The following is a 24,152-nucleotide window of genomic DNA, read 5'->3' as shown; positions in this document are numbered from 1 at the left end:
GCTATTATATTACTCTGCTATTATATTAATGTAAAAAATTAGACAATGCCATACGCATTGGCAATTAGGATTAATGTTTAAAGAAGAATAATAAAGCCAAGGGGGAGGATATGGTGGACAAATAGCCCGATCTAAAATATCACTCTCTAATACCATGGAGTATGGAGTTGATATAGTTTCATAAAACTGATAGAAGTAGTCGTTTTTCAAATAAATACTTGCAACAACGTGTTCTACTTTTTGCTTTTGGTTTTTCTCCTTATCTATAGCATTTTGCTCTTGAATTTTCTCATGCAATGCATAAGCCGATGTATCCCTTGCATCAAGAATACAGTATATCACTGTAGAATCAGCACGGTGCTCCTGCTTAATTACATCGTAACTCTTTCCTAAATAGCAAAACTCTTGTTCTTCCTTCCATTGAAGATCATTTTGAGCTTGCTGTTTGGAGAGCTTAAACGTTAATATTTCCTTTATTGATCCTGATGAAATTTGCTCTTTGACTTCATTCTTGATTTGCTGATGCCTTATAAGAAATAATAGACCAGCCCCTTCAAACTGAAAAAACAGAATGAATAACAATATGAACACTGTTATTTTTTTTGAGGCTATTAAAGGCAAAACGGCTTCGCTAATAGTTTTTGATTGAATTTGGGGCGATTGTAGATCAATAGTTATCATTGGAAAATGGTCGTTTAATAACAACCACTTTCTAACAATAAATTTGTTTACAACAGGGCTACACTGAAAACAAGAAGTTCGTAAAGACCTTATTTCACATTCAACTCCTTGGCAAGAATCTGCGCCAATTCTTCAATTTCTGGATCCTTGGCGATTATTTTTCCATTTTTTCTCAATTAAAAAGATGGCTGGATTTTTTATGATGCCATAAGCCTCCTGCTTTTTCATAACCCTCTCATGGGTTCCGAAATTGACTTTATCAAACGATAAGAACAATAGATTAAGCTCAAATTTCTTTAGTTGACAATCATTTTTTAAAAATCATTTCAGCGTCCCTTCGTTTTTTCTTTAATTAAGTTGAAGGTATTTAAAGTTTCTCATTCAACTCTTTGGCAAGAATCTGTGCCAATTCTTCAATTTTAGGACTCTTGGCAATTACTTTCCCCTTAGCATCCACTAAAAAGGTGGCAGGGACGGCATGCACGCCATACACATTTTTAATCTTGGAATTTGCGTCTGTAACATGGTGCCAATCTGTTTTATCTTCAGCGATCGCTTTTTTCCATTGCTCTAAGGACTGATCAACTGAAACCCCTAAAACATTAAAGCCCTTTGCATTGTATTGAGTGTATAATTTCTTAACCTCTGCTCCATATGCCCGACAAGGGCCGCACCAAGATGCCCAAAAGTCAATTAAGGTTAATTTACCTTCTTTTAATACTTCTGCTAAAGAAAGATCCTTACCATCAGGTGTTTTTGAGGATATTGCAGGAACTATATCTCCTACCCGAACCTTAGTTGCATCATCGAGGCGAAACTTAACCAATTTACCCGGATCACTGCTTTTTACCGCATCAGAGAGTTTATTATAGACCAGAAGGTAAGCATCAACCGGATCCAGATAATATTGTGCAGTTGTTATAAGGACAACAGGCGAAACAAATGAATTAGGATGCTGTGTTGCAAATAAGCGAGCCAGTTCTTTTTGTTTAGCCACTATTTCCTCTGTTCTTTTAAGTAATTGCTCACGCTCGTCCTTTGTTGGTTTCTTTGGCCATGATTTTGACATAGCAAGCATTTCTTCATTTATAGGCGCAATCGTTTTTTTGAAGGCAACATATTCCGTTTCAGATGTTGAGCCGGCAACATTAGCAGATTTAAGAGAGTCGCCAACTATCTCCATTTTTGTATTTTCAATAAATAGCTGATAAGGCAAATTCCCGTTAATAAGTAAGTTAGAATATGTAGGCCCTGAAACTGATCCTTTCAGCTGAAATTTGCCATCATGAACAATTGTTGAGCCAAGGGTGTCATTTTTCTCTCCTTTTGAAAGTTTATAAGACAATAGAGTAACACTTGTTCCTTCTTTTAAATTCTTAATCTTACCTGTTAACACAAAGCCTGGGTTGGTTTGAGCACATACCCCTCCGCCAATTAACAAGGCTATTATCGATAGTATTCGCTTTTTCATTTATACAGGTTTTTACTTAATTCACCATTTAATTTTTCAACAAGAATCTGCTCCAGTTCTTTAATTTTTGGATCCTTGGCAATTATTTTTCCATTTTTATCAATCAAAAAGATGGCTGGAATTTTTATCACGCCATAAGCATCAGCAATCTTTGAATGTTTAAGTTCAGCGATATGATACCAGTCTGTTTGATCCGTTGCAATGGCTTTTTTCCATAAGTCTTCAGAGGTATCTAATGAAACACCTAATACATTAAAACCCTTCTCATGATACTGCTTATACAGTTTAAGGATTTTAGCACCTTCATCGCGGCAAGGCCCACACCAGGATGCCCAAAAATCCACAAGGGTTAGCTCTCCTTTTTTTAACACCTCGGCCAGCGAAAGATCTTTTCCATCCGGAGTTTTAGCGGCCAAAGCAGGGGCTTTATCTCCAACTTTGATCTCTAACATGGCATCACAACGTCTTTTTATCTCTTTGGCGGCCACACTGGTTTTCACTGCAAGTGAAAACTTTTCATATATAGGCAGATAAATCGCAGGGTCTAATTCAAACTTATCCGTATTTAAAATAATCACAGGAGAAACAAAGGAGTTCGGATTTGCAATAGCATAAGAACGCGCCAATTGAACTCTTTGGTTCTGCAAAGCCTCAATACTTGCTTGTATTTTAGCTATTTTAACCTGATCCTTCTGTTCATAAGCCAATTGTGCTGATTGTCCAATTTTGCGCATTTCATTTAGCAGTTGCTGCATTGAGTTATCGATTACTTGGTATTCCTCGTTTGATTTTGAACCTTTCAACTTCGCCAAAACCAAGGAATCACCGGTAAAGCTCATAGCAGCATTTTCTATAAAAAGAGGCACCTCTTCTCTCATAAGTGTGCGCAATTTCAGAAAAGTTGGATTTGCAAGCGATCCCTCTAAAGTAAAACTGCCGTTCTTAACTATAGCGGAACTAATGGTATCGATTCCCTTTGTTTTACGGTAAAGCAGCAACACTTGCTCTCCATCCTTTAGCTCTTTAATTTTTCCGTTTAGCACAAAGTTTTTGCTTTGGGCATAAAGATTTCCGCCAGCCATTAATAAGGCAGAAAAAACTAATAGTTTTAGTTTCATTTGATAAATTGATTTAATGAAATCGCCGGAGGGCTTGCAGGTTTTGCAAGCCTTCCGGCAAAAATTATTTTTAGTTGGATCTATATAACTTAACTCTCATATTAACCGACAAGCCTCCATCACTATACTGCTGGAGGTCACCGGCTTCTGAAGTATACATAGCCAATACCTTAACTCTTGATAAAACATCAACCCCCAAACCAAGGGAATAGTTACTTGTAGTGTGGTAAAGGGCCTGCAAATTGACCATTTTTGCAAATCTTAAATCGAACCCGAGGTCCCAAACGCTAGGATCATCTTTGAATTCAGTGAAACATAACTTGGGTTCGATGCTGTTGATCTGTTCGCCCAAATTAAATTTATAGGAAGCCGAGCTGTAAAAAGACGGGCGCTCGGCCGTTTGATGACTATCCTTTATAATGTGATTTCGAAAAGAAGGAACTGCGGCCTGTAGGGTCAATCCCTGAGCAGCATAGGCTAATCCGAAGTCAATATCAAAATAAGCACTCCTTGCATTATAATCGGTCAGCGATCCATCATCCCTATCGCCGTTTGATTCATCTAAATAAAGACTCCCGGTTCCAACCGCAGCAGAAAGTCCAAAACTCAGACGCTTATCCTCGGCCACCGGCAAGTGATAGGCATAAGACAGTGCAACCCGGGTTTGATTAAACAAACCGGCTTTCTGATTCAAAACGTTTAGACCCAAACCAACTCGTTTCCCAAAAAAGCCATCGACACTGGCAAAGGCGTTGACCGGCGCTCCGGGTAGGCCATTGTTTTGTTTGTTGTATGACATGGTCATACTCAAACTGGAATCAGCACCGGCAAGAGCAGCATTGCCCAGATACTGATTAAAATAATACTGTGCCGGCATCGACCTCATTTGCGCCATTGTCGGCAAGCTTATGCCAAATGACAGCACAATTGTCATTAGGCTATAAATACACTTTATATGAATACTTTTCATTGATTCTGGCTTTTTTTATTATTCATTAGTCGCTAAGTCGCGCACGATTGAGATAAAGCCTTTTAATGGCTCAGATCCGTCACCTAAATCAACGACATAATAATAGGTGCCTTCCTGCAATTTTGTCCCATTAAAAGTACCATCCCATTCGTTCAGATACCCTTTTTTAAGGTAAATGAGTCGTCCTACCTTATTAAAGATCTTCACCACGTTATTCGGATAAAACTCAATATTGCGCACTACCCATTTATCATTTCGGCCATCACCGTTTGGCGTTAAAACATTGGAGATATCCTTTTTGAACTTATCTGCCACATCAATCGTATACGATTGCTCTGTATAACAACCTGAGGCATTGTATCCTCTCACTACATAAGTTGTAGTTTGCATAGGTTGCACCGTCAAAATCGCCGAGTTTTTAACCGATTGTATTCCGGCAGCTTCTTGCCACTCAAAAGTCGAAGCCAAACCTTCCGCCTTCAACTCCACAAAATCTCCTTTGACGATTTCCCGAGGCTTATTGCTGCTGATGCTCAACTGAGGAGAGGCATTGATCGTTAAACTTCCGTTTACATAGTTAAAGTTGTAATTATTGGAAACACCACCCGTTGGTGTTAAGGAATAAGTTCCTGCTACAGATGCAGCATTAGCGGTCGTGTTTACACTTGGCGCTGTTTGCAAACTAGCCGGACTATCGCCATTCACAAAACCGCTATAGTTTATGGTAAAGGTTGGTAAACTACCCTGGCACATTTGCTTGTTATCAGCATTTGCCGTTAACTCCGCCTTACCAATCGTTAAGATGCCGTTCTGATATACAAAAGTATAGTTTGAAGAAGCGGCTCCGCCGACTGTAATCGCATGCGTACCAGCTGCACTTGCTGCTGTTGCGGTGGTCGAAGCTGTTGCAGCAGATGTTAAGCTTGAAACATTTTCGCCGTTCACAAAACCGCTGTACGATACCGTTAAGGCTGGATTGGCTGCACCATACGTTTTTGACTTATTATCCGCACTTACTATTAAGCTCGCTTTATCTACCGTTAAGTTGCCGTTTTGATATGCAAACGTATAGTTTGAAGAGGCAGCTCCGCTGGCTGTAATCGCATAAGTACCTGCGGCACTTGCTGATGTGGCATTGGTCGTAGCTGTTGCAGCAGTTGTTAAGCTTGAAGCATTATCGCCGTTCACAAAACCGCTGTATGATACCGTTAAGGCCGGATTGAAAGCGCCGTAAGCCTTTGACTTATTATCCGCACTTACTGTTAAGTTCGCTTTGCCTATAGTTAGGATCTGCGATACTGAAACCGGTTTATATACTGCATTTCCGCCCTGGCTGGCTGTAATGGTAACCGTTCCGGCTTTACGGATGGTTACTTTATTACCACTGATCGATGCAATAGAAGCATCGCTTGATGAATAGCTTAAGCTCAAATTCGAGGATGCAGTTCCTGTTAAATCAAAACTTGCATCTCCATATGTTTTGGTAGTTAAGGCCGGGAAATTAATGGTTTGATCAAAGCGATTTGCCGGAGGATCGATTGTAACAACAGTTTGAATAGTGCTTACATTACCGGCTTTATCGAAAGCGTTCCAAACAATGGTTGATTGTCCCACATTGAAATTACCGCTTGCATCAGGCCCATTACCACTTCTGGTTGTGGCACCGGTTATCTCATAGGTTAATGTTTTAATACCGCAGTTATCAGTTGAAGTAATAGCCGGAACTGTGTATACTTCTGAGATAACAAAATTAGGGTGAACTTGGTCAGTTGCTGTTAACACCGGGAAAACTTTATCAGTTACTTTAATAACCTGTGTAAAGTTATTTGAAACATTGCCGTCTTCATCGGTGAAATTCCATACGCGGGTACGAACAAATTCAACTTCATTTCCGGTAACAGTGATATCACTAACTACATTCCGCACCGGATTTACTGTCTTATTATCAGTAGCCACAGGCGCCATGGCTAAAGCAGTAGCAAGACCTGCAGCATCACTACATGCCAGTGTGGCATCTAATGCACCTGGTAATGTGCTAACAACCGGACCGATACCATCTGTAACAATTACATTGATTGTTGACGAAGATGCTTTTGCGCCCAAATTATCTGTAGCCACCACTCTTAATGAATGTGTTCCCCCTACAGTGGTCTTAAACGTAAATGTGTATGGCTGTGCTACTACTTGCCCAATTTTAGTTGCACCGTCAAAAAACTCCACTTTAGCAATCGAACCACCCACGTCGGTAGCCGTAGCGGTTATAGTAATGTCGGTATTCTGATTAAACTTCTGATTAGCCGTTGGTGCAGTTATAGTTACGACAGGCGGATCATTATATAGACAGCCACCTACATTTAATTCTACAGCAGTCACATATTGTACGTCATTTGTACCTGATATTGCTTTAAAGCGAAGATATCTTCCTTTTTTATCACCAAAAGCCACCAGCTTTTCATCCATCGTGTTGTCAAATGCCCCCTTGGCCACTGGGGTCCCCCATTGGGTTCCATCCATTGACACATAGATTTCGTAATCCTTAACCCTTCCATCTCCATTAAAACTAACCGGAAGGTATTTAAATTGATTCACCGAATAGGTAGCCCCCAAATCAAGCTGTATTTCATGCGGAAAAGAAGGAACAGGAGCATCTGATTGCGTACTCCAATACGTCAATGATGAGTTATCTATAGCCTTATCTGATGCATGATTTAACTCTGGGGCTGCACCCACTCCTTGCTGACTATCAGCATAACGCACTTTTAAATCTCCTTGAGGAATAAGTGGAGAAGAACTACACCACGGCTCTTTTAAAGTAATGTTAACCGGCGCAGAAACAGTTGACAGACCTTCATCATCAGTAGCTACAGCCGTAATGATCAAATTACCGCTTGTATTCGGCACCGTAAAAGGTACGCTATAAGGAGGAAAGGATGACTCACCAATTAGGGTTCCATTCTGATAATATTCTACTTTAGCAACGTTGCCTCCTGCATCAGCCGCATACGATTGAAGTTTTATGGCCTGATTCGTATTCAAGGTCATACCATCACCAATCGATGTGATATTCACAATGGGGGCCTGATTTGGCTGATCAGGATTACTACCGGCCAGGTAGTTTTCCCAAATCCCACGACCATAAGTGCTCACTCTTAATACGCTATTTTCTTTATTAATCGGATCATAGTAAATATCCATAGCTGATTTGAAAATGATCCCCGGCAAATTATCGGAATAAAAGGACCAATCAGACATGGTATTATCCTTATAATAAACTGCTTGTTTAGTATGAGCATATACTGCTTCTATATTTGCGCGGAGCGTATCAGCCACCAAGGTCAACACATTTTGAGAATTCATTTGCTGGGCAACAGGGCCTGCACCTACCGGGTCCCAGGTTTCTCCCTCGTTAGCCGATCGCCACACATAACCATCACTTGCCATATAAATGACACCATTTTTTAATACCGCCAATGCGCCGGTGGTCAAATTACCTGAAGCTGGCCTGGGGGCATTCGCTACCTGCTCAAATATCGGTGTTGCATCATTAATATATTTGCAACGGTGAAATGTCCTATCCTGGGAAAGCACATACAACTTATTGGGATCTACCGGCGATGTGGCTATAGCTGTTGTCAGCGATGTTTTGTCAAAAATTTTAGTCCAGGTTGGCTTCACATTGGTATTTTGAACGTCGTTTGACCGATAAATGGATTTTTGTCCAAGAAAAGCCTGATTGAGGTCAAAATAAGAAAATGCATAACGGTCAGTAGCTGCATAATTAGCAACATACATGTCAATCTTTGGACCGTTGCCCGACTTCTTTACATTGCGCTTCATTCCATAATCAGTATAATAGAAGTTATCAGTAAAATTATCGTGTGCATATTTGGTTCTTTCATCGCCACCGGTATTATTATACCAAACACCATCCTTATAATATAACTCTCCATTATCCTGCGTACCGCCACCAATTAAATACTTACTTATTGGGCTATTGCCCATGTTGTAAAACTCAGTGTTAATCATACCCCTTGTTTTAGGAGTCCAGGATAAACCATTATCCGTACTCACATACACGCCGCCATCATTAACACAGAATAACTGTGAAGTATTATATGGATTAAACCGAAGGGCGTGCATGTCGGTATGCATGGTTCTTTGCCAGCCTGTATTATAGGTTTGAGCCCATGAAACTCCGCCATCAGTACTTCCCCAGACAACATGCGCACATACATATACCTTATCAGCATTGTTCGGATCGACCGCTATATCAAAATTGTAGTCCCCTTGTCCGGCTTGTTCTGCACTATACCCGGCCAGGTTAGGACTTACATCCCCTTTTTGCATCGTAAATGATGCCCCGCGGTCAGTTGATCTGTAGATTACGCCTCCTTTTGAAGAATTGCTGCCTAAAAAAGCCACGTATACCACATTCGGATCGGCCTTACTTACCGCTACCCTTGCGCCATAACCACTTGTTATATTACCACTACTATTAATTAATTCTGTTGTAATAGTTGTTACGCCCCAGGTTTGGCCCATATCCGTGGATTTGTAAAAGTTTCCGTTTATCTGGGATACCGCGTAAATCGTAGAAGACCCCTCCTCGGGAGCGAACTGCATATCGGTAACCTTGTCTGCAGGAGTAACTAGCGTCCAATTGGCGCCGCCATCAGTTGTACGATAAATACCATCAAATGTCGCGGCCACAAGCGTATTTCTATCGGTAGGAGACATTAAAATCTCCTTGACAACACCAATCTTCCCATTCTTGAGGATCATACCCTTATTAGCTGGCTGAAAAGTGGCGCCGCCATCGGTCGATTTCCACACACCAGTTCCGGGCCCACTCAAACCCGACTCGCCACCACCTAAATAAAGTGTTTTGTTATCGGTATGATCGATACAAATGGAGGCCATTTGCGTAAGGTATGGCAAATTGTCTGTACCCAAAATTTTCCAATGCTCGGCATTGTCGTCACTTACCCAAGCCGAAAGATTAGATATAGCATAGATCCGGTTGTGATTTATTGGATCGAATTTGATCTGCATCACCTTTCCCTGTCCAGAAATAAGGGTAGGACTACCATCTACTGGCATAACATAAGGCCCTACGCTTCTCCATTGATGTTGTGCAAAGGTTTTCGCCGAGATCGCGTTGAATAGGGAGAGCAATAGAAGGTTGAAAAAGTATATTTTTTTCATTTTAAGCTTTTAGTATCAGGTAAACAGATTACTTTTTATTTTTGCTGTTAGCCGGTTTGTGCGGATCAGATTGCTGGTCCTTACGTACTTTCTCCTTTTTCTGAGTATCAGTTTGCTGGTCCTTAGGTACCTCTTTTCCATTTTTCTGAGGATCAGACTGACGATCTTTACCTGTCTCTTTTTCCTTTTGGCGAGGTTTAAACTCATAGGCCTTACGAAGCTCTTTCTCTTTTTCCCACTCACCCAAACGCTCGTCCATCGTCTTCAGCGTGCCATCCGGTTTTACAAAATCAGCTTCCATAAACTGCCAGTTTTTAAATCGCTTGTATTCACCTGCATAGATGATAGCCGGATCGCGTTTACTCAAACGCTTTTCACGTTTGCGTAATTCGCGTTCACGTTCTTCATCTCCCGCGCTCTCAAATAATTCATTTTCCTCAATAGGAGTTGTGCGCCCTTCCCAAAATCTCTCAAACTCGGCAACGGCTTGTTTATAATTCACCCCAGGCTCGTCCATCATCCTGATCCATGCAGGCACCTCTTTGTTTTTGTCCTTATTTTTTTGGGCAAATGAAATTTGAGCACTCCCTATGATGAAGATTATAAGAAGGGAGACCCTTCCTAAAAAGGACTCAATTGTAACTTTTTTCATGATTGAATTGATATAGGCTATTGATTTAATTTCTTATAGTACACAACCCTTCGGTTAATTTCAATGAATTCATTGTAAAACTTTAGGCTGAAATTTTTAAAACCAACCCATCCCGAAACACTTAAATTTGGGTTCTTAATGCTAACCTGGTTGCCTTGTTTTCTTTTCATATAAGGACAAGTCGCATGCAGTGCAAAAAAGGGTGACTGGATTTTGAAAAAAAACGAAATATTATTTTAGAGGCAGTCGCGAAAGAAAAATATTTAATAAGGCAAGCATTGTATTTGACGAAAACTCCTGACAAGGTAGCAAACGCAAAAAGCGGCTGTTTCTACTTGAAACAGCCGCTTTTGTATTTTTATGTTTCTGCAAAAATGCCTAATGATCATTATTCGTTAGTTGATCAATAAACTTTAGGCTGAAATTTTTATTACCTGCCCATCCCGCAAAACTTTAAATGAAAGCTTAGAGCCCGAAGGAATTGCTTGTAGTTCCAGAATCCTTGAAGGTTCTTTCTTTAAGGATTCAGCTTCAATATCATTGATGGATAAAACCACATCTCCTTGCTTGAATAGTTGTTCCGCTCCTATATCAGCAATCACATTCATGTTCCCATTTTCATTGAAACTGAACATTTTATCACCTAGCATAAAGTCCACCGGGGTATTAAATCGTTGGTTAGGCGTTAAATGAATGGTTTTTTCCGCAAGGTTAATCGTAAAATTGAAGCGACTGATGGTTTTTACGCCAAAAGAACCGTCTTCAGTTTTTGCATACTCATCCCCCTCACGATATTTTTTCAACGTTCCCGGAATATTACGGAGGTCTATTGCGCCTACAGCCATTTTTTCAAAATTCCCGGTAAACGTAGGTGATGACACACCCATACTTACCGTTGTAGCGGCAAAATAAGGTTTGAACCCACTGCTTAAAAGTTCATTTCTTTTCACGAAACCGCCAAAACCAATCACATAATAACCGGCACCCGTATCAAATACAAAATCACCTGTTACTTCTTTTTCTCCTACTTTTAAATTAAGAGGAAGAACAAGAATTCCTTTTCCGTTCTTAATGTTCAAGGTAGTTCCGCTTTTATCTTCTTCTTTGTAATTCCCCATCTTGTAAAGCTGCATAACCATTTTATCGAAATCAACTTTTACAATATATTGGTAGGCCAAAGTAATCCCAATGATTCCAGCGGTACCTTCCCGCACGCTCTCAAAAATCGCCACACTTTGGTTATTCACAGCAAACTTGTCGAAATGAATGGTATTGCCGGTTGAAACCTGAATTTTCATGCTGCCACCTACTACCGAGGTATTTTGCTCACGAGCTACGATCAAGCCTAAACTATCAGCCGTAGATTTTCGCATAGCCATCCCATCGGCGCCTGTATCAAACAAAAAACGCAAAGGCTTCTTGCTATCGTTAATAGTAGCTATTAAGAAAATAGAGCCATCTTTGACCTCTATTGGAATGGTGGCTTGTAAGGTAGAAACCTGATAACGGTTTAAACCGTACAATTGATCGAACAGATCAACGTATAACAACTTATTGCCCTCATCTAACCAGGCCCTGGTAGTGATAGCCGGTTCTCCATGTGGATAGACAATAAGCAGCATTGAGTTTTTGCCGGAAACCTTTTCCGATGCTTTCAGTTTAATTGAATCAACTGCAAAACTGCTTACTATATTTTGCAACATCGATTTTGCAATGGGGCTGTTATAAACACCTACCGAAAAATCAGTACTAAGAACAGGCTCCAATAAGACTACACTTTTTGCTTTAAAAGCTTGTTGAAGCTTCACGAAAACCGAATCAGATTTCACAGGTTGTGCATGGAGAGGACCAATAAGGGCCCATACACCAAACAACAACAAATAGACTATTTTACGCATTTGAATATTTTCTTGTCAGAATAAGCATCTTTTAGAATAATTACCCGCTATTACAGGTCTATTTTTTAAGTTCCTCCAGGAGTAATTGCTTTAATTCAGGAGTAGAAGGACGCGGCGCATTCATTTGAACCATATTTCCTTTCTTATCAATGACCACAAAACGAGGAATTGTACTGATCATATAATCCTTTGCGAATTTGTCCTCATTTCCCGAAAAGAGCTGATTGCCGCCCGCCTGATTATCTTTAATAGCTGTTAACCATTTCTCCTTGTCTGTAGGCTTATCAATGGTAACACTCATGAATACCACATCCTTACCGTGCATCTCTTTTTCAAGTTCATTTAAATAAGGGATTTCCTTTTTACATGGCGCACACCATGAGGCCCAAATGTCCATTAAAACTACTTTCCCGGCAAAATCACTTAATGAAACCATTTTCCCGTTTAGATCAGGGAAAGTAAATCCCGGTGCTTTAAAGTTGGCTTTGGTAATAAGGAGTTTTCTATCAAGTTCCTCAACAATCCTTTTATGATTTGGGGTTTGTAAATACTTCCCATATTTAGCCCTCATGTCTTCCAACTGCTGATAGGTTTTCATATCCTTGTATTCGGCCAAAACCATATCTGCTTTTTGACGATTGGTTGTTAAATACTGAAGCCTTTCATCAAGTGTTGTTTGCTTATCTAAACCAATTGCAAAGCGTGGGTAGATTTTCAACAACGTTTTCCCGTTTCCGGTTAAATAGATATCGTCGTCGGAATATTTATCTTTTACAACCAGGTTCTTGTAGAAAGCAGAAAGTCCATCACCGCTGGGCTTTTCATTTTGGGCCGATAAATAATAAAGCGCATAGAGGTCCAGATCATAGGTGGTTAGCTTTTTCATTAACCCATTGAACGTTGCATTCTTGGTGTTAATGCCTTTTTTAAAGGTTTCGGCTTTATCAGCTACCTGGGCAAGGCATTTCGAAAAATCATTCATGTTGCTCTTGTAGCCCTCCTCATAAATCGATCTTGCTTTTAATTCTTCTGTCAATTTCGACCACGAGGCCAGCACCTGATTTTCAGGCGTATTCTTACCAGCTAATTCAACATGATTTTTATCATCAATTGTTACCTCTACATGATCTCCCTGCTTTAAATAAATAGGAAATTGACGACCCATATCTTTTGTCCGTATAGCATAGAAACCTTCATTTGATGGTTTTACTAAAAAGGCGAATGAGCCATCTGTATTTAATTCGGTAGTAGCAAAAACCTCATACTGGCCATCCTCCACTTTTACAAGGGTTATTCCTTTTGCCTTGTCTTTGTTATTTGAACTCACTACTCCCTGTATTTCACTTAGTTGAGCAAAGGCACAAACGTTTGAAAGTAATAATGAGCCTATTAAGAATTGTTTTTTCATTTTCTGTTACGTTTGGAACCTTAGTTTTTAAGTGCAGTCACAATTATATCCTTCAATCTCGGATCGGAAGGATTCGGGGCATCCTCTGATACGATGTTTCCCTTCTTGTCAATCACCAGGAAACGTGGTATTGAATTTATTTTATAATCCTGGCTGATTTTGGTACCCTGCCCGGCATGCAGTTGAACCCCGGTCATCTCCATTTCTTTAACCATTTTAAGCCATTTGTCCTTATCTTCCAATTTATCGGTTGAAACGCTCATAAAAACGATATCCTTGCCATGAAACTCTTTTTCCAACGTTTTCATATAAGGAATTTCCTTTTTACAAGGGCCGCACCAGGTTGCCCATATGTCAACCACTACCACTTTGCCAAGGCAATCGCTTAATGAAACCATTTTTCCATCCTTATCCGGATAAGTAAAATCATAAGCTTTAAATCCTTTTTTAGGTACTTGTAATTTCGGACGCAGTTCTTCAATACGCTTTTTTTGGCTGGCCGTCTGTAAATAATTACCATACTTACTCACCAGGTCATCCAGCTCATCGGTATATTTAAAAAAGGGAGCTTTTTCTCTTAAAAGAAACTCGCCCTTTTGCAGATCAGTGCTTAAGCATGCCAGCTTATCTTCCAAAGAAGCACTTGGCTTTATGCCACCTGTGGCGTATGCAACATATAGTTGCATTAAGGTTTTAACATAAGGCAATGAAAAAATATCGTTGTTGGGGAATTTATTCTTAACTACTATCCCCTTATAGTAAGCCAGCATCTCATCCTTGGTCGGATGCACAGTGCGGGGTGTGTAAATAAATCGAAGAGCATAACTATCCATATCGTAAGCGGTCAGCTCTTTCATTAAAGTATTAAAGGTGGAGTTTTTCGTATTGATGGTTTTTTTGAAAGCTTCAGCTTTAGGTAGTACTGTTTCAAAAGCAGGGAAGAAATCACGATAGGTTTTTCCCGAAAAAGAGGTCCAATATACGGACAAGTTTTTAACTTCTTCGGTTAATGAGGCCCATGAGGCCAACACCTGGTTTTCGGGCGTATTTTTTCCAACCAGATCAACATGGAATTTATTCATATTAATAGAAACCTCCGCATTATCACCAGGTTTCAAATACAAAAGAAACTGGCCTCTATCCCAATCCTTACCACCCTGCCCAATCGCATAAAATCCTTCATAAGTTGGCTTAAACTTAAAGGCAAAGCTGCCATCCTCATTCAGCTGAGTGGTAGCGACAACTTTAAATTCACCGTCCTCCAGCTTTAAAAGCGAAACATCATTAATGATATAAAAAGGGTTGTCTTTATCCGTAACCGGTGCATTTATTTTAAAGAATGACTTTTCGCCCTCTTTTGTTTCCGCCTTAAAGACACCTTTCACGATGCTCACCTGCGCAAATGCACCGAAGCTCGAAAGCAACAGAGCAACTGCTAAAATTTTTTTCTTCATTGTTGTTTAAAATTTGGCTTTTTTTAGGCAATAGCGATCCCCTTCTCCTAATTTTTAGCAGAGTGTGATTGCTATCCTATATTTTTTTGATTAATTAGGAGCCGGCAGCAGGAAAGCTGCCGGCTCCTAATTAAAAATCACTTGAATAAATAAACACCATTACCTAAGAAAATACACGTCTCCTACTGAACCCGTACCGTCCAGAGTGAATTCAGGAGCAGTGTTTAAGTTACCAGAAGATTTCTTAAACATGCGTACTTTATAATTCCCCCCTATCTTGGTGCCAATCATTACGTAATTGTAAGAGTACGGTGCATCTATCCCTGTTCCCGTAAATTTGCGATGTTTGATAAATGTGATCACCTCATCTGCAGGAACGATGAACTGCCTTATTTCTTGTTTGTTTGTCAAGTTACGAGACCAGACCTCGTTCCCATTCGCAAAGTAAATCATGTTTTCATCTCCTGGTTGCAAAAGGGCAAAATTGGTGGCATTAAAAATTTTATCCGTGGTTTTAACAGTATCGTTTACCATTTTAAATGCGGAAGCATTTAATGTTAAGCTGGATAAAATTTTCATGTTAGCATTTGTTTTATCCTGAAAATAGGCATATGATCCATCCATAAATAACAATCTTTTATTATTATTCTTGGCGCTCATTGCCGTTTGTGGCTTACCCTGCGACGGACCAATATCAACCATTGGTGTTAAAGTATTTGCCAAAGCTGTTCCCGAAAAAAACGAACTGCTCAGGTCATCAAAGAAAAACGCGGTAGAAGAAGGGCCGGTAGTAGAGTACTTTGACAATTTATAAGGAGTATTCGCCGCATCAGCTAATTTTCGGCCACCAAACAAACCTGTGTTAGCAACAATAGCCGAAAGACCATGAAGCTGACCATTATTTAGTAAAAAATAATCAGTATTAGAAGGAGAAGGATACATTAAAAAACCGGGAACCATTAGGCTTGGCTTGTCATAAAACATTCCGCCCAAGTTTCTAATCTCCTTAAAAGAATAAATACTAACCGCTGAAAGATCCTTATCAGTTCCTGCAAACAAGGTTTTGGTAGCAGCAAGAACCCCGGATTCGAATGATTTATAATCGACTATGTAATTCAAAAATGTAGCCTTTCCTTCCATTTTTTTCCCATTGTATAAGCTAAAGATATTTTCTTGCTTACTAGCAGGCATTATGGAAGTAGGGGTCTTAAATAAATCGATATCACTTTGGCTTCCGTCATCTTTTAAAACATACCATCCTCCTGCTGAAGGAGTAGTGACTTTTAAAGGAATACGCTTGTACTGCGCAAAACCGGTTTCCTTATTTTTTGCACAAAACACCAGCGTCCAGTCACTTGGTTTTTGAGTCACAAAGTAATCCAAGGTTTTGGTCTTAGAGAGAGTGTCAAGCTTTTGGATATTGAATCCTGTTACATTTGACTCATAAATTCCCCAAAAACAATCAAATTTTGAGCTCCCATATGTAGAGCTTAGGGTTGGATCAATCGTAATCTTTTCGCTTCCCGAAATTACGGTATAGGAGTTAGCAACCCCTTCAATGCTAATTACTTCTTTGGGATTAAAGTCATAGTTGCCTAAATCTTTGGAACAGCTGATTGCCAACAAGGCCATTGCCGCCCCTGCTATCGTATATATTTTTTTCATTGATAAAATCCTTTAATTATGGAAAAACAATTAGTACCCCGTTCTCGTCCTTTAATTTATTTAATGGATTAGCATTGTTATAATCAACCCAAGCTGTTTTGGCTACGGCAATCCAAGTCAATAATTGATTATAATCATTAGCAATTAAATCATTTATCCATGCCTCACTCCATGGCTGACCGGTATGGTCGATCATGAATTTGTGTTTTACATAGCTCCAAGTTCCCACATAATTTTTCATAGTCGTTTTACTCCAAACAGGGGTCACGCTTAGACGATCTGAAAAATTTACTTTACGCCACAAGTTGGCCGTTTCACCAAGTTTAAAGTTTTCATTCTCCTGCACCTCGAATTTTAAAACTACTTCCATGGTTTTTAAAGAAGGGTCACGCAACAATACGACAGGAACCATGGTATGCACCTGGCCTGCCTTTACGACATACTTCTTTTTCAACAACTCATTATCAAAGGCCCTGAAATGTTGATCGGCAACTGCGTTGTTTGCTCCGGCAACATCCACCTGTTTCAGCGTAAAGTTTCTGTCCTGAGCAGACACACCCCCAGTGGCATAGAGATCGAAATAAACCGTGTCACTCGTTTTATTTCCTGCATATATGAACGTATAGCTTTTTGTGGTATCGGCAAGCTTAGCATTACGGTCGTAAAACAGACTCTGAACTGGACCAAATTGCACTCTGGCTACATCGGTGAACTGAAATTGATCCTTTTGGCACGAAACTAAGGCGCTTGACACCAAAGTAACTGCTAGTAAACTTTTAATACTCTTAATCTTCATAGATTCTATTATCGGTCAAGGTTAACGGTTTCTGTTTTAGGCATAGGCAAAAGATAATTTACGGTTGCCGTAGCTGGCGCAAATGTTATCAGAGATTTAGCAGCGTTTACGCGTTTATATGCGAAAAAGGCCTGCCCTTCACCATAAAATTCTTTACGATATTCCTTTATAACTTGGTCTCGTATTTGTGCTGCGTCGGTTGGAAGTGTGAAGGCTCCAAGATTTCTCGCGGTACGAAACTTATCCCAAAATTGTTGAGCCTCTCCCGCAGGAGCCGTTTCAACAGCAATTAAATACATTTCACTGAGACGCAATAATGGAATTTGTTTCAAAGTGGACGTCTCTGTATTCATCTTATATTTATTCAGAGCGTATTTGGCAGTCACCGTTTTCCAAAGACCATTAACCTCACGTATATCCTTTCCGGTGCTACCATAAAGTTGCGTATTAATCGTTGTTGAGCTTGCTCCTTTTCTCAGAGTCGCCAGTATAGCATCATTCCTTTTGAAGAGTCCGTTATCAAACACACCGAAAATTTGTTCGCAGGTTAAAACGTAATCACTATTTGCAAAATCGGCGCTAGTTCCTAAACGGAATTTAAGAGAACCGTCATTGTTTTTAGCATCAATAACTACCCGTGCACACTCATAAGCTTTTTCATTATTGCCAAACCACAAATAGGCACGAGCCTGAAGCGCTTTAATGGCATAATAGTTCATACGCAGATAGCGATAGGCTAAATAGTTGTCTGAAGGATAAAATGCATTAGCCGGCCCTGGATTACTAAGCTGTGCAAGCGAAAAATTAAGAATAGGATCTACTTTTTGGGCCAATGCAGCTGCTTCATCTAAATCCTTTAATAAGGCTTGCTGGTAAATTGAAAAAGATACTCCCGCATTCGGTGTATGTGTTAAGCTAGTAACATATGGAAGCATATTGCCTTCGGTCGTGTTGCTAGGTATGGGACCAAATAAACGCAAAATATCTAAATGGCAATAAGCTCTTAAGGCCAAACATTCTGATTTAATGGTTTCATACATGCCTGGCTTAAACACGTCTTTCTTCTCATCAATATGATCAAGAATGGCATTAATGTTGGCAATAGCTTTATACTCAGCTCCAAAAATGCTTTCAAAAGTGTTTGCTACCCCTGCATCCGTATAATTAAAAAAATTCAGTTTCTCTGATGTTGTATTCACATCCACATCCCAACTAGAAACAAGATGTTCCATGGTGGTCATGGTCATTGCCTCCCCGTAAAGTTGAGAAGATTTCATTTGCAAATAAATACCGGTAAGAGCATCCTTAAACCCGGTTTCAGTTGTATATAGTTTTTGCTGGTCCACCATGGTTTGTGGATCCACGGTTAAATAGTCCTTGCAGGAAGAAACTGATAACACCCCCAACAATGCCAGCGTTATGTATTTAATTTTTTTCATCTCTAAGCTCTTCATGATTAGAATTGTGTATTAATGCTGAATGAAAATTGTCTCGAGAAAGGATAAGTTGTACCTCGCTCTTGGTTTACGGTCGAAACATAGAATGGATCAGCAACACTTGCTGAGAAAGACATTCTCTTGATTCCTAAATGCTGAATTAAGTAGTTCGACCTTAAATCATATGCCAAATTGATGTTCTGACAGTTAAACGTGGTCTCATCCTGAACAAAGCGGGATGTTTTGTAAGTTGGGTCTGTAACCATTAAACCTTTAAACTCGGAAATATCCCCCGGCTGTTGCCAACGGTTAGTATACACGCGAGCATCTACGTTATATTTAAAATCAGCGTTTTCTACTTTGTCAATTAAGGTTGAGTTATATAATTGGCCGCCGGTGCGGTATCCAAAGGAAATATTGATCGATAAATTTTTGTATCTAAGCATTGAACTTAAATTTCCCTGAATTTTAGGGTCTACAGAGCCATAAGCTATCATGTCAGCTCCATTCCAGGTGGAAGTGGCGCCTCCATCAGCACTTCTGTACATTTCCATTCCTGTACTTGGATCAATCCCTAATGATGGAACCACGTAAATGGTAGAAGTTGAACTTCCTACTCTGTATAAAGTACTTGGACTACTGCTCTTAGCTAGTACCAACGCATTTTGTGCGTTTTTTAAAGCTTCTGAGATTTTCGTAATCTTATTGGTATTATGCATAGCAGATGCCGTTACACTCCAGGAAAACTGACGGCGAGTGTCACGTATTAAGGTCCCTGTAGCCCTTACCTCATAACCTTTATTCTCCATATCTCCCATATTTTCAATATAGCTGGTATAGCCATTCGAAGCAGGAAGGTTTACGGATGAAACCAGATCTTTGGTTTCTTTCAGATAAACGTCGGCGGTAAGTCTTAAACGGCTATTTAGGAATTCGGCATCCATACCAAGGTCTGACTGCAGTGATTGTTGCCATTTTAAATTGTCGTTGCCCAAAGAAATCAGGTTAGCACCGGTCCAATTGTAATAACGGTCATTCATTTCATATTGGTAAGCAGCCATGGCCTGATAACCTGAAAAATTTTGAGAGCCGGTAACACCTACTGAACCACGTAATTTTAATCGGTTAACGATCGACTGGTTTTTCATAAAGGCTTCTTTATCTACATTCCAACCTGCACCAACTGACCAAAAAGGAGCAAACTGTTTCTTAGCTCCAAATTGAGAAGATCCGTCCAAGCGATAAGAGGCGTCAACCATATAGCGACTGTCATAGATGTAATTCAGGTTACCCACCAAACCAATTGACCTGGTTGTCATTTCAGCTCCGGTAGGCTTACTGCTTCCCGGGTATTGCAATGCCATTGACATGAAGCTAAAATTTGGATTGCTGAAACCTTCGGCTAAAAATCCGTAACTCGAGCCTTGATTTTCATTTATGCTATAATTTAAACCGGCAAAAATGGTATGCTTTGAAGCAAAGGTTTTGGTGTAAGCTAAATTGGCATTCGCATCATAGCTAAAGTTCTTACTTGTTCCAAACTGATAATCACCCTTTCTAAACACATTCTCAGCAGTGTAAATATCGAAAGCAGTATGATCAGCAGGACGGTATTTATCACTTTGGCTCATACCTTTGTTAACACCCAAACTACCCCTCATAACCAACTCATCAAGAATTTGCCATTCAAGGGTTGTATTGTTTGTAAGACCTGTGTTTTCAGTTTTATCAAAGGTGTTTAGAGTTGCATTATACAAAGGATTCAAAGGCAATAAACCCCAACGACCTGTGTAACTACCATCCCCAGGATCTCCCAAGTACTTTAATGCCTTCCCATTTTCATCAAAAGCACTCCAATATGGGTTTTGCTTCGCGTAATCACTGAAGGCTCCATAAGGAGATTCTTGCTGATTACCTTGAGTAAACATTGCATTATTAATGAATCTTAATTTTTTAAAGGAGTAACTAAGGTTGATGGATGCGGCATAGGTTTTACGGCTCGACCCTTTCATTGCCCCCTGAACATCATTCATAGATACATTAGCCGAATAACGAAACGACTGGTCACCACCTCCCAAATTAAGGCTATGGCGCTGCCCCACTGCATTACGAATAGGCTGCGACAACCAATAGGTGTTCACCCCACTGTTTACCTGATTTAGTAAATAATTATAATAGGTTTTTCTGGTGATTTCATCTTCTGGCTTAACACCATTGTAAAGCCCTGCTTTATACTCCAGATCCAGCTTTTGTCTGGCATCCAAAAGGTTGTAGGCGCTTAAGTCAGCCGCTTCCACACTTATGTTATTGCGAAAACTTACTTCAAGCTTCCCGGCTTTAGGCGCTTTACGTGTAATGGATATTACACCATTCGACGCGCGGGAACCATAAATGGCGGTTGCTGCAGCATCCTTTAAAATCGTAATGGTTTCCACTTCATCCACGTTCAGATCCAAAAGTCTTTGCATGGTTGAGGGAAAACCATCCAGGATAACCAATGGAACGTTTAAGGCGCGCACTTGATCATCATATGCCACTTGATTTACATTTGGCAGGCTGGAGTTTCCACGGATTTGAACATCCGGTATCTTATTCGGATTAGAACCGGCTTGGTTATTAACCAGGATGTTAAACGAAGGATCAATATTACGGATGGCTGCAATAAGATTACGGTTACTAGCCGTTTCCAGTTCTTTAGCGGTAATGGTTGTAGCAGCACCCGTATAACTTTGGTCAGCCTTTTTGAAGATACCGGTGGCTACCACCACTTCTTTAAGGCCATTGCTACTCACCTTCATTATGATTTTGAAGCTGGTTTTTCCCGCTACCTGAACTTTTTGTGGAGCCATGCCCAGAGAACTAACCGTTATGCTGCCATTTTCTTCCACATTCAATTGAAACTGGCCCTTTTCATTGGTCATCGTGCCATTATTGATTCCTGTTTCAACCACACTCGCCCCCGGCAATGGTTCGTTAGTATCATCAGTTACGATACCGCTAATTGCTATTTTCTTACGGGACTGCTTATTTTCTTTCGTATTTTTTAGTCTGATAGTAACAGACTCCCCTTGTATCGAATATTCTAAATCCGAGCCTGCCAATACCTGCTCCAACACCTTTTCAAGAGGCTGGTCCTTTATATTCAGGGTTACTTTAGGTAAGGCATTTACTTCTTCATGATTATAAACGAAGTAAACCTTTGTCTGCTTTTTTAGCGTCTCAAAAACGGTTGAAACCTGAGCGTTTTTAACATTCAAGCTCACTTTTGGCACCGATTGGGCCATAACATTCATAGAAAAGGACAAAAGCATAAAGGCTGTTAGTCCCTTTTTCCTGAAACCCTTCAGGTATTTAATTGGTAAAATTCTTTTGTAATTATTTTTCATTAGATTGGATTAGGTTAAAAAGTAGAATTTAAATCCTTGCAACTTGTCCAGAAGCGATTGATTTATAAAAACTTACCTGTTCGGGTGATGCAGCAACATCGCCCGTTTTTTTTTAATTTTTTATCGATTTCTCTACAATAATGGTCCTTTCTTTAATCGTGAACTTAAGTTTGGATATACTTTGAATAATATTTAAAACATCTTCTACAGATGAGGATTTTTTGGCTATGCCTGAATAATGCCACTGCTTGATTTCTTCATCCTTAATCTGAATATCATAATCATACAAACGGCTGATTTTTTCCATCAATTCGGTCATGGTTTGGTTTTCAAAAATGATCACCCCATCCTTCCATGAAACAAATGGATAAACATCCACCTCCTCCTTTTGCAATGTACCGGTGGCACTTATAAAGTTTGCCTGTTGTCCCGGACTTAAAATCAGGAATTTGTCTGAACCTGCGCTTACCTTCACTTTGCCTTCAACTAATGTGGCCTGAATGGTTTTGGTATAGGAATTCACATTAAACGATGTGCCCACTACTTGCACATCCATCTGCCCATTGTGAACAATAAATGGCTTTTCAGGATTCTTGGTCACCTTAAAATAAGCTTCCCCGTTTTCTAAATAAACCTGACGCGTATTGGTTTTGCTCAAGTTCACTTGGTATTTGATTCGTGTATCTGCATTCACCCATACTTCGGTTCCATCTTCAAGCACCAACTTATAGTCTGATCCGCGCGGAACCACTAAGGTGTTAAATACAGGTGCATTGGTAATATTTTCTGTTTTGGAATAATCAAGGGTACTATTTTTATTAACAAGGCCTGAGAAGCCCTTTACATTTTTTGCCTGCTCCAGATCGACATTTGAACCATCCTGAAGAATCAAGGTCACCTTTTTCTTCTGGTAAGTATTCTGAGCTATTGCAACCTCCGGTATTGTATGATTGGATTTAAAAAAGAAAGCCGCCCCGATTAAAAGAGGGAAAGCTAAAATGGCCGCGTATTTCAGGAATGACTTTAACGTAATGATGCGAGGAGTCCTGAACCTTGCCTGTATTTGTTGCCAGTCAGCAGTCTTATCAATTTCATCAGTAAACTGAGCCTGCAAGCGAGCATCATTAAACCATTTCTTTTCCTTATTCAAAATCTCTGAATCACTGGTAGGAAATAAATGCTCTTCTGATGACCGATCTTCTAAGACATCATGAATCCATTTTTTACTGTTAAAATCGCCTTGTTTTCTTTTCATACAAGGACAAGTCGCACGAAGTGCAAAAAAGGGTGATTGGATTTTTATAAAAAATGAAAAAAAATTTTACTAATCCTTCTTTAGGAAGAATAATATTAGGCTAACAAGGGCGTTTTCAGAAAGTTCAGCCCGAAGTGTGGAGTACGCTTTTTTAATTTGAGTTTTTACAGTATTAATTGAAATTCCGTTTTTTTCTGCTATTTCAGCATAACTGAGCCCTTCAACATTACTCATTAAAAATATTTTGCGTCTTTCAGTCGGTAAATTATTTAATGAAGCATTCAACTTGGCGTACATTTCTGAACGTTCGTTTTCATCTTCAATTAATCCATAGGGGTCAAATGCCGTTTCGGGTAAATCATCAACCATAGAAACTGTATTCTGGCGCTTTTGTCTTCGATGATAGGTAATGCAGAGGTATTTAACGGAGCGGACAGCGTATGCGTCAAAAGCGGTTTTCAACTTAATTTGCTCATGCTTGTTCAACAAATACACAAAAAACTCTTGCACAATATCTTTCGCCAGATCAATATCATGCACATAACGAACTGCCACCATGCATAAATTTTTATAGTTTGCATGGAACAATTCCTCTATTTGATCCTTTGTAATAATTTGAACTTCAGACACAATCACAGTCACCTATATAGCAAAGGGTCTAATTTGATTTTTCCGCCACTCACAAACAATGGACTATCTCATGTTTTTGCTAGACAATTTACCACCAATATAAAGCCTGAAAGCCGATTGAGTGAAT

At 39.8% G+C, this 24,152-nt stretch carries 15 protein-coding genes; all 15 read right to left on the bottom strand.

The features are described 5' to 3' along the window. Positions 1-9: 9 nt before the first annotated feature. On the bottom strand, positions 10-681 hold the full coding sequence (locus L2B55_RS05270; RefSeq protein ID WP_237849258.1) for a hypothetical protein: 672 nt from the start codon (positions 679-681) through the stop codon (positions 10-12). A gap of 367 nt (positions 682-1,048) precedes the next feature. Beyond that, entirely contained in the window at positions 1,049-2,152 is a 1,104-nt protein-coding gene (locus L2B55_RS05265) for a TlpA disulfide reductase family protein (protein ID WP_237849256.1), read from the bottom strand. Beyond that, entirely contained in the window at positions 2,149-3,270 is a 1,122-nt protein-coding gene (locus L2B55_RS05260; protein WP_237849254.1) for a TlpA disulfide reductase family protein, read from the bottom strand. Before L2B55_RS05260 ends, L2B55_RS05265 begins: the two co-directional genes overlap by 4 nt. A 70-nt stretch (positions 3,271-3,340) precedes the next feature. Further along, positions 3,341-4,240: a PorP/SprF family type IX secretion system membrane protein gene (locus L2B55_RS05255; protein WP_237849252.1), complete on the bottom strand. Its 900-nt coding sequence runs from the start codon at positions 4,238-4,240 to the stop codon at positions 3,341-3,343. A gap of 18 nt (positions 4,241-4,258) precedes the next feature. Further along, positions 4,259-9,445, bottom strand: coding sequence for an MBG domain-containing protein (locus L2B55_RS05250; RefSeq protein WP_237849250.1), 5,187 nt, complete (start codon positions 9,443-9,445; stop codon positions 4,259-4,261). A 28-nt stretch (positions 9,446-9,473) separates the two neighbouring features. After that, positions 9,474-10,097, bottom strand: a complete 624-nt coding sequence (locus L2B55_RS05245) for a hypothetical protein (protein WP_237849248.1) — start codon at positions 10,095-10,097, stop codon at positions 9,474-9,476. Between the two features lie 413 nt (positions 10,098-10,510). Continuing rightward, entirely contained in the window at positions 10,511-11,995 is a 1,485-nt protein-coding gene (locus tag L2B55_RS05240) for a retropepsin-like aspartic protease (RefSeq protein ID WP_237849246.1), read from the bottom strand. Positions 11,996-12,053: 58 nt separating this feature from the next. Continuing rightward, on the bottom strand, positions 12,054-13,403 hold the full coding sequence (locus L2B55_RS05235) for a TlpA family protein disulfide reductase (protein WP_237849244.1): 1,350 nt from the start codon (positions 13,401-13,403) through the stop codon (positions 12,054-12,056). 20 nt (positions 13,404-13,423) lie between these two features. After that, complete coding sequence (locus tag L2B55_RS05230) at positions 13,424-14,857, bottom strand: TlpA family protein disulfide reductase (protein ID WP_237849242.1); 1,434 nt, start codon at positions 14,855-14,857, stop codon at positions 13,424-13,426. A 159-nt stretch (positions 14,858-15,016) separates the two neighbouring features. Beyond that, positions 15,017-16,522, bottom strand: a complete 1,506-nt coding sequence (locus L2B55_RS05225) for a PKD-like family lipoprotein (RefSeq protein ID WP_237849240.1) — start codon at positions 16,520-16,522, stop codon at positions 15,017-15,019. A 16-nt stretch (positions 16,523-16,538) separates the two neighbouring features. Beyond that, complete coding sequence (locus L2B55_RS05220; RefSeq protein WP_237849238.1) at positions 16,539-17,318, bottom strand: DUF4843 domain-containing protein; 780 nt, start codon at positions 17,316-17,318, stop codon at positions 16,539-16,541. A gap of 8 nt (positions 17,319-17,326) precedes the next feature. After that, positions 17,327-18,772, bottom strand: coding sequence for a RagB/SusD family nutrient uptake outer membrane protein (locus L2B55_RS05215; protein WP_237849237.1), 1,446 nt, complete (start codon positions 18,770-18,772; stop codon positions 17,327-17,329). 2 nt (positions 18,773-18,774) lie between these two features. Beyond that, entirely contained in the window at positions 18,775-22,140 is a 3,366-nt protein-coding gene (locus L2B55_RS05210; protein WP_237849236.1) for a SusC/RagA family TonB-linked outer membrane protein, read from the bottom strand. Between the two features lie 112 nt (positions 22,141-22,252). Continuing rightward, a complete protein-coding gene (locus L2B55_RS05205; RefSeq protein WP_237849235.1) occupies positions 22,253-23,395 on the bottom strand; it encodes a FecR family protein in 1,143 nt (380 codons plus the stop codon). A gap of 69 nt (positions 23,396-23,464) precedes the next feature. Further along, the gene (locus L2B55_RS05200; RefSeq protein WP_237849233.1) at positions 23,465-24,025 is read right to left on the bottom strand and encodes an RNA polymerase sigma factor; all 561 of its coding nucleotides are present in this window, start codon (positions 24,023-24,025) and stop codon (positions 23,465-23,467) included. Positions 24,026-24,152: the final 127 nt, after the last annotated feature.

It is taken from the genome of Solitalea lacus, from assembly GCF_022014595.1.
Classification (GTDB): Bacteria; Bacteroidota; Bacteroidia; order Sphingobacteriales; family Sphingobacteriaceae; genus Solitalea; species Solitalea lacus.
Note: the sequence above shows the minus strand (reverse complement) of the source record. Positions and strands in the feature narration are given on the sequence as shown.